Origin of the sequence: Lysobacter hankyongensis, assembly GCF_039543145.1 — a bacterium.
Lineage (GTDB): Bacteria > Pseudomonadota > Gammaproteobacteria > Xanthomonadales > Xanthomonadaceae > Lysobacter_I > Lysobacter_I hankyongensis.
Window position 1 is genome coordinate 148,195 of sequence record NZ_BAABJE010000014.1, and the last position, 14,007, is coordinate 162,201.

The 14,007-nt window shown below is 64.6% G+C and carries 10 protein-coding genes; 7 read left to right on the forward strand and 3 right to left on the reverse strand.

The window, feature by feature from the left end:
• Nucleotides 1-156 precede the first annotated feature (156 nt).
• The 7 genes from ABD974_RS12725 (at nucleotide 157) to ABD974_RS12755 (ending at nucleotide 8,942) form a co-directional block, all read left to right on the forward strand.
• Nucleotides 157-1,839, forward strand: coding sequence for a long-chain fatty acid--CoA ligase (locus tag ABD974_RS12725; protein WP_345303712.1), 1,683 nt, complete (start codon nucleotides 157-159; stop codon nucleotides 1,837-1,839).
• 400 nt (nucleotides 1,840-2,239) lie between these two features.
• Entirely contained in the window at nucleotides 2,240-3,163 is a 924-nt protein-coding gene (locus ABD974_RS12730; protein WP_345303713.1) for a diiron oxygenase, read from the forward strand.
• The gene (locus ABD974_RS12735) at nucleotides 3,160-3,405 is read left to right on the forward strand and encodes a hypothetical protein (protein ID WP_345303714.1); all 246 of its coding nucleotides are present in this window, start codon (nucleotides 3,160-3,162) and stop codon (nucleotides 3,403-3,405) included. The genes ABD974_RS12730 and ABD974_RS12735 overlap by 4 nt, the downstream gene beginning before the upstream one ends.
• A 73-nt stretch (nucleotides 3,406-3,478) precedes the next feature.
• The gene (locus ABD974_RS12740) at nucleotides 3,479-5,527 is read left to right on the forward strand and encodes an alpha/beta fold hydrolase (protein ID WP_345303715.1); all 2,049 of its coding nucleotides are present in this window, start codon (nucleotides 3,479-3,481) and stop codon (nucleotides 5,525-5,527) included.
• A gap of 14 nt (nucleotides 5,528-5,541) precedes the next feature.
• Nucleotides 5,542-7,209, forward strand: a complete 1,668-nt coding sequence (locus ABD974_RS12745) for an amino acid adenylation domain-containing protein (protein WP_345303716.1) — start codon at nucleotides 5,542-5,544, stop codon at nucleotides 7,207-7,209.
• A complete protein-coding gene (locus ABD974_RS12750; RefSeq protein ID WP_345303717.1) occupies nucleotides 7,206-7,760 on the forward strand; it encodes an HIT family protein in 555 nt (184 codons plus the stop codon). The genes ABD974_RS12745 and ABD974_RS12750 overlap by 4 nt, the downstream gene beginning before the upstream one ends.
• Before the next feature lie 312 nt (nucleotides 7,761-8,072).
• Complete coding sequence (locus tag ABD974_RS12755) at nucleotides 8,073-8,942, forward strand: crotonase/enoyl-CoA hydratase family protein (RefSeq protein WP_345303718.1); 870 nt, start codon at nucleotides 8,073-8,075, stop codon at nucleotides 8,940-8,942.
• A 13-nt stretch (nucleotides 8,943-8,955) separates the two neighbouring features.
• On the opposite strand, the gene ABD974_RS12760 is transcribed toward ABD974_RS12755, so the two are convergent.
• The 3 genes from ABD974_RS12760 to lysS all read right to left on the reverse strand — a co-directional run bounded on the left by ABD974_RS12760 (nucleotide 8,956) and on the right by lysS (nucleotide 13,994).
• Complete coding sequence (locus ABD974_RS12760; RefSeq protein WP_345303719.1) at nucleotides 8,956-11,163, reverse strand: ATP-binding protein; 2,208 nt, start codon at nucleotides 11,161-11,163, stop codon at nucleotides 8,956-8,958.
• Nucleotides 11,160-12,233: an HD-GYP domain-containing protein gene (locus ABD974_RS12765; RefSeq protein WP_345303720.1), complete on the reverse strand. Its 1,074-nt coding sequence runs from the start codon at nucleotides 12,231-12,233 to the stop codon at nucleotides 11,160-11,162. The genes ABD974_RS12760 and ABD974_RS12765 overlap by 4 nt, the downstream gene beginning before the upstream one ends.
• Before the next feature lie 252 nt (nucleotides 12,234-12,485).
• Nucleotides 12,486-13,994, reverse strand: a complete 1,509-nt coding sequence (gene lysS / locus ABD974_RS12770; RefSeq protein WP_345303721.1) for a lysine--tRNA ligase — start codon at nucleotides 13,992-13,994, stop codon at nucleotides 12,486-12,488.
• Nucleotides 13,995-14,007 lie beyond the last annotated feature (13 nt).

Sequence of the window (14,007 nt, forward strand, 5' to 3'; positions counted from 1 at the left end):
GTGCCTGCGGGCGCGGCGGATGCCGCAGGGCGCCGCATCCCCGCTCGAAATCGGCGCGGAAACGTCTTGCGGGCCCCGGGGGCCTATGCTCCAATCGACGGGACAACAATGAACGGCCGGACACCGGCCGCACTCGAAGATGATGGAGGGGAACACATGATGCAAGAGCGCCCGTGGATCGCGAGTTATCCGGCTTCCGTACCGCAGGAAGTCGATGTCGACGAATATCGTTCGATCGTGTCCGTACTGCAGACGTCGCTGGAAAAGTATCGCGATCGCACCGCATTTTCGAACATGGGCAAGTCCCTCTCCTACGATGAGGTCGACCGCTACAGCAAGCAGTTCGCGGCCTACCTGCTCGGCGAGCTGAAACTCAAGAAGGGCGATCGCGTCGCGATCATGATGCCCAACTGTCTGCAATATCCGATCGCGATTTTCGGTGTGCTCCGCGCCGGCCTCACAGTGGTGAACACCAATCCGATGTACACCCCGCGCGAACTCAAGCACCAGCTGGTCGACTCGGGCGCGAGCGCGATCCTGGTGATGGACAACTTCGGCAAGACCGTTCAGGAAGTCATCGCCGACACGCCGGTGAAGCAGGTCATCACCACCGGCCTGGGCGACATGCTCTCCTTCCCCAAGAGCATGATCGTCAATTTCGTCCTCAAACACGTGAAGAAGATGGTGCCGGATTACGACATTCCGAACGCCATCCGCTTCCGCGACGCCCTGACTCTCGGCCAGATGCACACGCTGCCGGAGATCGACATCGCTCCGGAAGACATCGCCTTCCTGCAGTACACCGGCGGCACCACCGGCGTGTCCAAGGGCGCGATGCTGACCCACCGGAACCTCGTGGCCAACATGCAGCAGGCTTCGATGTGGATCGGGCGCAACGCGCGCATGGGCGAGGAGATCATCATCACCGCGCTGCCGCTGTACCACATCTTCGCGCTGACCGCGAACAGCCTGGTGTTCATGAAGTTCGGTGGGCACAACTATCTCATCACCAACCCGCGCGACATGGCCGGTTTCGTCAAGGAGCTGAGCAAGGTGCCGTTCACCGCCATCACCGGCGTGAACACGCTGTTCAACGGGCTGCTGAATACGCCCGGCTTCGACAAGATCGACTTCTCCCATCTGCACCTCACGCTTGGCGGCGGCATGGCCGTGCAGCGCGCGGTCGCGGAGCGCTGGAAACAGGTCACCGGCTGCACGCTGGTGGAGGCTTATGGTCTGACCGAAACTTCGCCGGCCGCGTGCATGAATCCGCTGGATCTGCCCGAATACAACGGCTCGATCGGCCTGCCGATTCCTTCCACCGACGCCTGCGTGATGGATGACAACTACAACAAGCTCGGCGTCGACGAGATCGGCGAGCTGTGCATCCGCGGACCGCAGGTGATGAAGGGCTACTGGCAGCGGCCGGACGAGACCGCGAAGATCATCGACGAGGAAGGCTGGCTGCACACAGGCGACATGGCGCGGATGGACGGCAACGGCTTCTTCTACATCGTCGACCGCAAGAAGGACATGATCCTGGTGTCCGGCTTCAACGTCTATCCGAACGAAGTCGAGGATGTCATTGCGCTGATGCCCGGGGTGCTGGAAGTCGCCGCCGTCGGCGTTCCCGACGACAAGTCCGGCGAAGCGGTCAAGGTCGTGATCGTCAAGAAGGATCCCAACCTCACCGCCGAACAGGTCCGTGCGCACGCGCGCGAGAATCTCACCGGCTACAAGCAGCCGAAGTTCGTCGAATTCCGCACCGAACTGCCGAAGACCAACGTGGGCAAGATCCTCCGCCGCGAACTGCGGGATCAGGCCGCCGCGACGCAGTAACCGCACCACGGACTGCGTGCCGTTTCCGAGGGAAACGGCACGCAGTGCCCGTCGATCCCACGCCGACGGCGCACCCCTCTTTCTTACCCGGCCCGAGTCTCGTGGCCGGCGTGTCCGTGTCCGTGTCCGCCGTTCCGGCGCTTCGCCCCCTGTTTCGAATCCGCCCGGCACCGGACTGCAGCCGCACGTCATCGTGCAGAATGCAATATTCCCGAGAAAATCAATCACTTGATTGGCTATGCCGCACCGCAGCTTGATCAATCAAACGTTTGAAGTATTCTGCGGCCCAAGCCGATCCGTGGGGAAATCGAAGGAAACCCCGCCCATGCGACAGCAGGAGTGACGGCCTCACCAGGAACAGGGCGCCATCGATTCTCCGATGGCGGAAAGGACTCAGGACATGCCACCATACGCCGCTCTTGCAGCATCGCCGCCATCGCTCACGCGGATCGATACCGATCCGGTCTTCGCGTCCCGCGTCCAGCAACTGATCCGTCTGTCGCGCGAACGCCATGTCAACAGCTTCTCGCAGATCGAATGGGTGGACGCCATTCCCGACGACGAATGGTGGCTGCCTCCGGAACTGCTCAGCGTCCACGGCACCGAGCACGCGGAGGCGCTGTCCGAACAGCAGCTCAAACGATTGTCGAAATGGGAGTGCATCAACGCGTTCAGCCTCAACGTCGAGGGCGAACGCGAGCTGATCAGCGCGCTTTCCGCGCAGTTGTACACGCCCGACCTGCCCGGCATCGAAACCTACATCCATCACTTCATCGACGAAGAGAACAAACATCTCTGGTTCTTCGGCGAGTTCTGCCGGCGCTACGGCGGCAAGATCTATTCGAGCAAGAAGATCGGCATCGCCGACGAACGCTTCGGCAGGGAAATGGAATTTTTCCTGCTGTTCGCGCGCATCTTCATCTTCGAGGAGATCGGCGGTTACTACAACGTCGTCGCCGGCGGCGACGACCGGGTCTCGCCGTTCGTGCGCTTGATCCATCAGGTCCATCACGCCGACGAGGCCAGACACATCACCTTCGGTCGCGCGCTGCTGGCGCAGACCCGCGACATCGCGTTCGCCGCGAGCGGCGAGTCCGAACGTGAAGCCGCCATCGCCCATCTGCAGCGTTTCGTGCGGATCTCGATCGAGTCGCTGTATCAACCCGCGATGTACCGCGACAGCGGCATCGAGGGCGGCGTGGCGCTGCGGCGCAGCCTGCTCGCGCATCCCGCAAGACGCGCGCATCACGTCTCGGCGGTGCTGGCGAGGCCGCTGAAGTTCATGAACGGAATCGGCATCCCGCTGATCGGGAGTCCGTCATGAGCATCGAGACGGCGGGCATCGAAACCCTGCGCGAGTGGGTCCTGGAGAAACACCCGGACCTCGCGCACATCGACGACGACACCGATCTGTTCGAACAGAAGCTGATCGACTCGATCAACTTCGTCGAGTACATCCTGATCATCGAAGAACTGATCGATCGCGAAATCCCGGTGACCCCCGACCTGATTTCCAGGACGGCGACGCTGGCCCGCGTTCGCGACAACTTCCTCTCCCAATCCTGATCAATGCCGGCGCGCGACGTCCGGTCTGCCGCGAATCGTCGGCAGCCGCACGCTCGCCTACAAGGAGTTCCCCGTGCAGCGTTCCGAAGTCCCTGATCCGAATCCGCCCGTTTCCGTCGAGCGCCACCATCCGATCCTGCTGACCGGCGCGACCGGCTTCCTCGGTGGCCATTTCCTGCTGCGCAGGATCGAATCGCCGGGCGCCGTCTACGCCATCGTCCGTGGCGATTCGGAAACCCAGGCCCGTGCCCGGCTCTACGCGCATCTGGCCGAGTGCGCGGCCTCGTACGGCATGAGCCTGCCCAAGGCCCTGCTCGACAGCAGGCTGCATGTGCTGACCGGCGACATCACCCGCGCCGACTGCGGGCTGGACGCGGACACGGTGGCGCGCCTGCGCAAGGCCGGGCTGCGCGCGTTCTGGCATTGCGCGGCGAGCCTGAAATTCGAGGATCGGCATCGCCAGGAGATCTTCGAACACAACATCGGCGGCACCGGCAACATGCTCGAACTGTTCAGGACATTGTCCGCAGACCCGGCGGGCGACGAGCCTGCGGAGTTCGTGCACATCTCGACCGCATACAGCGTGGGCAAAGCGCAGGGCCTGATCGAAGAGACCCGGCATTCGCCGGAGCGCGAATACAACAACGCCTACGAGGAGAGCAAGAATCTCGCGGAGAACCGCGTGATCGATTTCTGCGAAACGCACGGCCTGAGCTACCGCATCCTGCGTCCGACGATCGTGATGGGGCCGCGCAGGAGCCACCAGAGCGGAACGACCCGCTTCGGCGTTTACGGTCTGGCCAAGGAAGTGCATCGACTGCGCGAGACGCTGTCCAAGCTCAAGCATCCGCTGGAACTGCTCGGCAACGAACGGGCGACCGCCAACCTGACGCCGGTCGACGAATGCGTCAACGACATGATGCGACTGTCCCTGCAGGGATTCGGCGAACAGCGCTTCTTCCATCTGAGCAATCCCGAAGGCGTCAGCCTGCCGAAGCTGATCGCGATGATCGACAGCAAGACCGGCGCCAATCGTCTCGCCTTCGTGTCGACCCGCGGCGACGACATCGGCCCGCTGCAGAAGCTGTTCGACAAACGCACGAAGTTCTATGCCGGTTACTACAACGCGGAAAAGCATTTCGCACGCAGCGCGCCGCCGCAGCCGCAGCTCGACTGGAACGACGTCGATCGCTATCTGACGTTGTTCGTGCTGGAATTGCAGCAGGAAGAAGCGGGTGGCGTCGGTTTCCGCACCCAGGCCGTGACCGCGCGCGACGGTGCCGTCATCAATGTGTTCTCCTGCGGCAATCCCACCCTGCCGCCGCTGATGCTGGCCAACGCCTACGGCATGCCCGCGGAATTCATGTGGCCCCTCGCCCAGCGCCTGCGCGACGATTTCCACGTCGTCACCTGGGAATGCCGCTGGGTCCCGACGATCGAGCACCCCTTCACCGCCGACGCATGCGGCTCGATCGCGCACGCGCAGGACATGATCGACATCCAGAAGGCGTTGGGTCTGGGCTCCGCGAGCGTCGTCGGCTGGAGCAGCGGTGCCCAGGTCGCGCTCCGCGCCATGGCCGCGTTCCCGGATCGCGTCCAGGCCGCCGTGCTGCTGAATCCCGGCGTGTCGATCCGACCGTCCGACACCGTCCGCGTCACCCGTTTCGAATCCGGCATCCGTTCGCTGTTCGACAAGATCGCGGGCAACTATCGCATGGCGGAAAAGTACTGCGAACTGATCTACGGTGCGGCGTCCACCGATGCCGGCGACAAGAAGATGCTCAGCAACATCCTGACCAGCACCGACCCCTATCTGCTGTACATGACCAGCCTGCCCTTCCGCACGCCGGAATCGTTGTTCCGCTACGCCAACATGATGCGCACGCTGTTCGCCGAACGGCCGGACGCCTGGACCCACGACGTGAGCCACCAGGTGCTGGTCTACGTCGGAGACCAGGACATCGTCACCCATCCGGACATCGGCAGGGCGCTCTGCGACGGCCTGCGCCACGGTCATCTGCAGCAGGACGCGGATGGCGATCATTTCGCGCACTATTACGATCAGCGGGTCGCGGATCTCATCCGTCGGCATCTCGCCCCCGATCAACAGAAGGCCGCCTGACGGGACGCGATGCCATGGAAGACACGAACGCGGTCGAATACTTCCTGGAATCGGCCCGACGTTTTCCCGACAGACCTGCGCTGTGGGTCGACGGGCGCACGTATTCCTACCGTGCGCTCGAATCGCATGCGCGGCGGCTCGCCGATCGGCTGGCCGCCGTCGACGGCGCCGTGTGCGCCACCCTGGGCGAGCGCAGCCTGACCGCGTATTGCGCGCCACTGGCGTGCATGCTTGCGGGCAAGATCCATGTTCCGCTGGGGACGAGTTTCCCCGAAGCGCGCATGGCCGGCATCCTCGAACGCACCCGGCCCTCGGTGCTGATCTGCGACGAAAACGGCCTGTCACTCGTCCCCGGCCTGATTGCGGGACTCGGGTTTCCGCTGGTCGTGCTGACCGCGGGCGCATCCGCGGACCATGCCGAAGATTTCGATGCTGCGGCATCGCCCAAGGCCGATGCCGCAGAAGCGCGACAGAGGATGGCGGTCGGCGATGCGGACGACGCGGGTTCCGGGCTCGCCGTGGACGATGCGCGGATCGCCTATCTGCTGTTCACTTCGGGCAGCACCGGCGCGCCCAAGGGTGTCGCCGTCGGCCACGCCGCGCTCCGCGCGTATGTCGACGCCGTCGTTGCGCGCTATCCGGAACTGGACGAGCACCAGCGCTGCTCGCAGTTCTTCGAACCGACCTTCGATCTCTCCATGCACGACATGTTCGTGACCTGGGCGGTGGGCGCCTGCCTGTATTCCGTTCCGCGATCGGCATTGCTGCTGCCGACGGATTTCGTCAACGAGCACCGGTTGACGGTCTGGTTCTCGGTGCCGTCGATGGCCGCGACGCTGCAGCGTTATCGCCTGCTCAACCCTGGCGTGCTGACCGCGGTGAAGCTCGCGCTGTTCTGCGGCGAAGCGCTGCCCGGTCCGCTCGCGGCCGCCTGGATGGCGGCCGCGCCCAACGCACGCAGCGAGAATCTCTACGGTCCGACCGAAGCCACGATCGCATGCACCGCATATCGCATCCAGGAAGAGGATCGCGAACGCGCCGTGATTCCGATCGGCGAAGCGTTTCCGGCGATGGACATCGCGGTCGTACGCGAGGACGGCACGCGTTGCGCCGCCGACGAGGTCGGCGAACTCTGGCTCGGCGGCGCGCAGCTCGCCTTCGGATATTGGCGCGATCCGATCCAGACCGCCGCGCGTTTCGTCGACGTGCGCTTCGACGACCTCGTCTCTGCGCGCTGGTATCGCACCGGCGACCTGGCCACGATCGATTCCGCGGGCGTCGCTCATTTCCGCGGCCGTGCGGATCGTCAGGTCAAGCTGCGCGGCTACCGCATCGAATTGCAGGAAGTCGAAGCGCATCTGCGCGAAATCTGCTCGAGCGCGGATCGTGCGGTGGAGGTGGCGGTGGTCGCGATCTCCGCTCGCAGTGGCGAAGCCGCCAGCGGCATCGCGGCATTCGTGGTGGACCCGGATCTCGATACGCGCGTCGCCCTGGCGGCGATGAAACTGCGCCTGCCCGCGTACATGGTGCCGTCCGAGATCCATCGCGTCGACGCGCTTCCGCTCAACAACAACGGCAAAATCGATTATCCGGCGCTGGCCGATCGCGTGCGACCGCCGGAGCGCGTTCCGCGCGCGAAGCGCAACGCAACGATCGAAGACGGAATGGAGTACGCGCGATGAGCACCGAAACGGCCGCTGCAGACTGCATCTTCTGCGCCATCGTCGCAGGCGACCTGCCTTCGAGCGTGGTCCATGACGATGCGCATTGGATGGCGGTGATGGACATTCACCCGATCCGCACCGGCCACGTGCTGATCGTGCCGAAGCGGCATGTCGGCAGGATCGCGGAACTGGAACCATCGGCGCAGCAGCGGCTGTTCGCATTGGCCGACGCTGTCATGCGTGCACAGGAGACCAGCGGGCATGCGGCCGGCGGAGGCAATCTGCTGTTGAACGACGGCATCGCCGCAAACCAGCACATTCCGCACCTGCATCTGCATTGCATTCCGCGGAAACGGGGCGATATGGCCGGTTTTGGCCTCCGATTGCTGGCACGTACGTTCGGTCTGTTCGGAAGGCGAGCAAATCGAGAAGCCTTGGACGGCATCGCACGCGCGCTCGCGCTGCGGATTCCGTCGGACGCATCCGGATCCGCATCCGGGTCCGCATCCGCCGATGCACTGCAAACGATTGATCCTGCAGAAAACGGAACGCGTTCCCTCTCCGGGTAACGCCACGCCCGGCGAACATCGGCAGAACATCGCTCGTCCGCAGTGCGCGGCCGAGCCGCGGACAGGTGCGATCGCGATGCCGTCGACACCGATATCGAGCCCGGTCGAATAAAGCGACCCAGTTCGCATTTCGGCGCGAAACGGGCCGATCACAGCGTCCGTCGTTCGTGCGGACCTGTCTTTCTTTGCGGGTTGGTTCGACTTGAAAGTTCTCGATTTTCAGCGCATACAGGCGTCAACCGGGCTTCATCTCACATCGTCCGGCGTACCGGACCGCCCGGCCGGCACGCCGCATCCAACTGGGGAATCACCATGTCCAACGTCGAAAAGCTCATCCGCACTTCTCTGTTCAACACCATCCGCGTCGAAACCACCCCGAGCAACGATGCCCACTGGATGTACATGCATGCCGATACCCCGTGGGGCGTTCGGCCCTGCTTCCGCACCGCCCTGATGGAAGACATGTGGGCGTATCTCACCTCGATCACGCTGCGCGAAAGTCAGCGCAAGCCCGGCGAACTCCGCCACGTCGTGATCGCCTCCGACGCCGAAGCGTTCAACCTCGGCGGGGACCTGAATCTCTTCGCGCAGCTGATCCGCGAGAACAATCGCCACAAGCTCCTCGAATACGCCCGCCGTTGCATTGATGGCGTCTATCACATTCACACCGGCCTGGGCGGCGATGTCCGCACCATCGCGCTGCTTCAGGGTGATGCCCTCGGCGGCGGTCTGGAACTGGCCCTGGCCTGCCACACCATCGTCGCCGAAGAAGGCGTCGGCATGGGGTTGCCGGAAGTGCTGTTCGGCCTCTTCCCGGGCATGGGCGCCTACTCGTTCCTGTGCAAGCGCGTCTCGCCGCAGCTCGCGGAAAAGATCATCCTCGAAGGCCGGATCTACAGCAGCGAGGAGATGCACGCGCTCGGCATCGTCGACGTTCTGGTTCCGAAGGGCGAAGGCGAAGCGGCGGTCGAGGAAGTGATCCGCAAACAGCAGCGCACCCCGCACGCCCACCTCGCGCTGAACGCCGTGCGCAACATCGCGCAGCCGATCGGTTACGACGAGCTGATGGGGATCACGGAAGTGTGGGTGGACACCGCACTGGCGCTGGGCGACAAATCGCTGCGGACCATGGAAAGAATCGTCAAGGCGCAGGAACGGATCGCCCGCCACGCGGCTGCCTGATCACTTCACCGGATCAGGAAATGCCGTCGAGGCCGCTGTCTCGCGCACGGTCCGTCGTACCGTGCGCGGCCAGAATGGTACGGCCGACCGCGACGTATTCACGGACGCTGGAAAGACGGCCGTTCCACTCTTTCACCAACTGCCATTCCGGAATGCGCATGATCTCGCCGCATGCGTCCCGAAGCTTCACGAGCCCGAGATTGCTGGCCACGCCCTTGAGGGCGTGCGCCTGTTCGCGGACCATGTCCCAGCGACCCGCCGAACCTTCCTTGTTCAGCTCGGACAGGCAACCTTCGGCATCCTGCAGACATTGCCGGATGAACTTGGCCATGAACTCGTTGCCCATGCCGAGCGAGACCAACTCGTCCAGCAGCGAGGGGTCGAACATCATGTCGGTGAGAGGCGCTTCGATCTTCGCGGTCTGAACCATCGCCGCGCCCGCCCCTTTCTGGGTGGTGGCGATATCGGCCAGACAGTCCAGCAGGCGGGACGCCGACACGGGTTTTCCGATGAACGCGCGGGCGCCGGCTTCTTCGCAACGACGAATGGAATCGGGCGTGACGTCGGCGCTGAGCACGATGACCGGCGTCTTCCTGGCCGAACCGGACTCCATGACCCGCAACTGATGCAGCATGTCGAGGCCCGAGATGCCGGGCATGTGCAGGTCGACCACGACGGCGTCGAAGTCGGCGCATGCGAGATGTTCGAGCACGGCCTCGCCGTCCTCGACGGTCGTGACCCGATGCCCGGCCTTGCCGAGCAGGCTTTCCAGCACCATCCGGTTCGCCGCGTGATCGTCGGCGATCAGGATGCGCAGCGTCTTCACCCGGGCGCGATGCCGCAGGAACGGGTCGCTGAAGGCGATGACGTTGTCGACCGTCGCCTCGGTGCCGGCCGTCGCCTCGGGCGACAGGGCCCTGCCGTCGACGAATTCCGCAACGATCTGGGTTTTCTCGAAAGGCAGTTCGACCCAGAACCGGGTGCCGGTGCCTTCGGTGCTTTCGAATCCGATCGACCCGCCCATCGCCTCGGTCAATCCCTTGGCGATCGTGGTGCCCAGCCCGGTGCCGCCATGACGGCGCGAGAGACTGGCGTCGATCTGCTCGAAGGCTTCGAAGATCTTGGTCTTGGCGGACATCGGGATGCCGACGCCGGAATCGCTGACCACGAACCGCAGACGCAGCAGTTCGCTCGGTTCGGCCTCGGGCACGAGTCCGACCTCGACCCTGACGTAACCGGCATCGGTGAACTTGACCGCGTTGCTGGCAAGATTGAGCAGAACCTGCCGCAGATGGGCAGCATCGCCGCGCAGGAACTTGGGCACGTCGGCACCGACGCGGGTCTGGTAAGACAGACCCTTGCCCTGGGCCATCGGACCGACGATCAGGCCGACGTGCTCGATGATCTCCGACAGCTGGAAATCCTCGGAGTGCAGCTTGAGCTTGCCGGCCTCGATCGCCGAGATGTCGAGAACGTCTTCCACCAGCGACAGCAGCGACCGGGTCGATGCCTGGATGGTGCCCAGATACTGCCGCTGCTCCGAATCCAGCCGGGTGGTCGCGAGCAGTTCGGACATGCCCGCCAGACCGTTCAGCGGGGTCCGGAACTCATGGCTCATGTTCGCGAGGAACCGGGTCTTGGCTTCGTTCGCCTTGTTGGCCGCTTCGGTCGCGCGGGTCAGCGCGCGCAGCAATCCGGCGAGATACAGCGGAATCGCGGCGAGCCCGAGCAGCAGGCCGATGGAAAAACTGAGGTTGTGCTGCCAATACGGGCTGAGCAGGATCACGCTGCCGAAGGCGAACATCGCCATCAATACGCCGCCGCGCAGATACAGGGTGCCGAAGCGCAGACCGTTGCCGACCGTCACCCACATCAGCAGGACGTACACCCACGCCAGCGGCTCGCTGAGCACGGTCATCGCCGCGCCCATCAGGCCGTAGTCGGACACGATGCCGAGCAGCCGGCGCCGGTGCGACACGCCCGGATTCATCACGATCCTGACGAAGATGGCGGAACCGACCACCAGTCCGATGGCGACCAGGAAGAAAACGATGTTGATCGAATGATCGCTGCTGTCCATGCCGATCGCCCGACGGGCGACCATGTAGACGAGGACCACCGAAAGAGCCACCAGGCGGATCAGGGCCTGCTCGTGCTCGCTGTCCGGTCGATTCTGCAACCGGGCATGCATCAGTTCCGCCAGGGCGCGCAGCCGGGTCACTCGAAGCCCGGGCGTTGCGAACTGGTGGAATAGCGTTCGCAGATGTCCTCCAACCGAGCGCGGTTCTGCACCAGCGCCTGGACGCACTGCGGGTCGAACAGCTTGCCGCTCTGCTCCTGGAGGAAATCGAGGGCGTTGTCGAAGGTCCACGGCGCCTTGTAGGGCCGCGGCGAGATCAGCGCGTCGAACACGTCGGCGACGGCGACGATGCGGGCCTCGATCGGGATATGCGCGCCGCTGAGACCGTCGGGATAACCGCTGCCGTCGTAGCGCTCGTGGTGGCGCAGCGCGATCGCGGCGCCGGCCTGGATGAAACGGTTCTGGCTGCCGCTCAGCAGTTCGTGCCCGATCTGCGGGTGACGGCGCATGATGCTCAGCTGATGTTCGTCCAGCGGACCGGGCTTGAGCAGCACGTCGTCCGGGATCGCGATCTTGCCGATGTCGTGCAGCGGCGCCGCCAGTTCGATCAGGCGCACCTCTTCCTCGGACATGCCCAGACCTTCGGCGATCAGGCCGGCGATGTGGGCCATGCGTTCGAGGTAGGCGCTGGTGCCGATGTCGCGATACTCGATCGCGCGGGCGAGCCGCGACAGGGTCTCGCGCTCGCGTTCCTCGACCTCGTGCATGCTCGACAGCAGCCGCTGCTCCAGCGACAGCGCGCGCTGCTTGATCGATTCGGACTGCTGGCGGAGCTGCAGCAGGTTGCGACAGCGGGCGCGCAGCTCGCGCGGGCGGACCGGCTTGACCAGGAAATCGATGACGCCGGCGTCGAGCGCGGCCTGGCGGATGGGTTCGTCGCCGACCACGGTGACCAGCACGATCGGGACATCGCGGTTGCTCAGCGAGCGGCGGAAGCGGCGCGCGAACTCCAGACCGTCGACGACCGGCATGCGGTAGTCGAGCAGGAGCAGGTCGGGGCGGTTGTTCTCGGACCAGCGCAGCGCCTCTTCCGAGTCGCCGAAGTCGAACACCTCCAGCTCGGGACTGATGTCCTCGAGAATATGCCGCAGCATCGTGCGTGCGGATGTCTGGTCATCGACGATGACGATTTTCACGGAGTTGCCCCACATGCGAATACCGTGCGTCCTTGCGTGCGTGGTGTATGGATTGGATTCGTTCCTGCCACGGAATCTAAAGCAATTTCCGTGCCTTGTCTCGCATGCGCTTGCTCCGGAGCCATTCTAGGCCAATCCGGACGCACCCGGCATGACCCGTCGGAGACGCGGTGCGCAGAACGCGCCGCGCACCTCGGGGCCAGGACAGTGTCGCCCCTGCGGCCCCGAATGGCGAGCCCCTGCCCGACCTGTCGGTCCTGACAGTGCTCAAAGCTCGGGACGCATATAGGGGAAGAGCAGCACGTCGCGGATCGACGTCGACCCGGTCAGCAGCATCACCAAACGATCGATGCCGACGCCAAGGCCGCCGGTCGGCGGCAGGCCGACTTCCAGCGCGCGGATGTAGTCGGCGTCGTAATGCATGGCCTCGTCGTCGCCGCCCTCCTTCGCCTCGACCTGAGCACGGAAGCGGGCGGCCTGGTCTTCCGAGTCGTTCAGCTCCGAGAATCCGTTCGCCATTTCCTTGCCGCCGATGAACAACTCGAAGCGGTCGGTGATGCCCGGCTCGCTGTCGGATTCGCGGGCCAGCGGCGAGACCTCCACCGGATAATGGGTGATGAAGGTCGGCTGGATCAGGTCGGCTTCGACCGTCTTCTCGAAGATCTCCAGCAGCAGCTTGCCCCAGCCGTAGCCCGGCTTCACGTGCACCTTCAGGCGCGCGCAGTGCGCGGCCAGCGCCTCGCGATCGCGGCAGTCGGCGACCGAGATCTCCGGATTGCGTTCGCGCACCGCCTCTTCCAGCTTCCAGCGACGGAACGGCTTGTCCAGGCCGATGGTGTTGCCGTCCCATTCGACCTCGCCGATGCCGAGGGTATCGTTGGCGACATGCCGGATCAGGCCTTCGGTGAGATCCATCACCTCGTGGTACGTGGCATAGGCCTCGTACAGTTCGAGCATGGTGAATTCGGGGTTGTGGCGGGTGCTGACGCCTTCGTTGCGGAAGTTGCGGTTGATCTCGTACACGCGTTCGAAACCGCCGACGACCAGGCGCTTCAGGTACAGCTCCGGCGCGACGCGCAGATACAGGTCGAGATCGAGCGCGTTGTGATGGGTCGTGAACGGCCGCGCGGTGGCGCCGCCGGCGATGTAATGCATCATCGGCGTCTCCACTTCCTGGAAACGACGGTCGTCGAGCCAGCGCCGGATCGCGGAAACGATGATCGAACGCTTGCGGAAGACTTCGCGCGCCTCGGGGGTGACGATCAGGTCGACATAACGCTGGCGGTAGCGCTGTTCGACATCGCTCAGGCCATGCCACTTGTCCGGCAGCGGGCGCAGCGACTTGGTCAGCAGGCGCAGCGAGGCGACCTTCACCGACAGCTCGCCGGTCTTCGTGCGCATCAGCGCGCCTTCGGCGCCGACGATGTCACCGATGTCCCAATGCTTGAAGGCATCATAGGCGTCGCCCAGCGCGGTCGACTGCAGGAACAGCTGGATGCCGCCGCTCATGTCCTGGATCTGGGCGAACGCGGCCTTGCCCATCACCCGCTTGGCCATCAACCGACCGGCGACCGCGACCCGGCGGCCTTCGGCCTCCAGCGCTTCGCCGGTCCAGCGGTCGGCGTCCTCGTAGGCGTCCTGGAGGTCGCGGGCGTAGTCCTCGCGACGGAAATCGTTGGGATAGGCCGTGCCCTGCGCGCGCAGCGCCGCGAGTTTCGCGCGCCGCTCCGCGATCAGGGCGTTCTCGTCGTGCGGCGGGGTCTGGGCGTCGGTCATGGTCGTCTTCGCG

Coding starts and splice junctions, on each gene's coding strand:
- ABD974_RS12735 (WP_345303714.1), top strand. CDS start 3,160: ATGAGCATCGAGACGGCGGGCATCGAAACCCTGCGCGAGTGGGTCCTG.
- ABD974_RS12725 (WP_345303712.1), top strand. CDS start 157: ATGATGCAAGAGCGCCCGTGGATCGCGAGTTATCCGGCTTCCGTACCG.
- ABD974_RS12745 (WP_345303716.1), top strand. CDS start 5,542: ATGGAAGACACGAACGCGGTCGAATACTTCCTGGAATCGGCCCGACGT.
- ABD974_RS12755 (WP_345303718.1), top strand. CDS start 8,073: ATGTCCAACGTCGAAAAGCTCATCCGCACTTCTCTGTTCAACACCATC.
- lysS (WP_345303721.1), bottom strand. CDS start 13,994: ATGACCGACGCCCAGACCCCGCCGCACGACGAGAACGCCCTGATCGCG.
- ABD974_RS12730 (WP_345303713.1), top strand. CDS start 2,240: ATGCCACCATACGCCGCTCTTGCAGCATCGCCGCCATCGCTCACGCGG.
- ABD974_RS12750 (WP_345303717.1), top strand. CDS start 7,206: ATGAGCACCGAAACGGCCGCTGCAGACTGCATCTTCTGCGCCATCGTC.
- ABD974_RS12765 (WP_345303720.1), bottom strand. CDS start 12,233: ATGTGGGGCAACTCCGTGAAAATCGTCATCGTCGATGACCAGACATCC.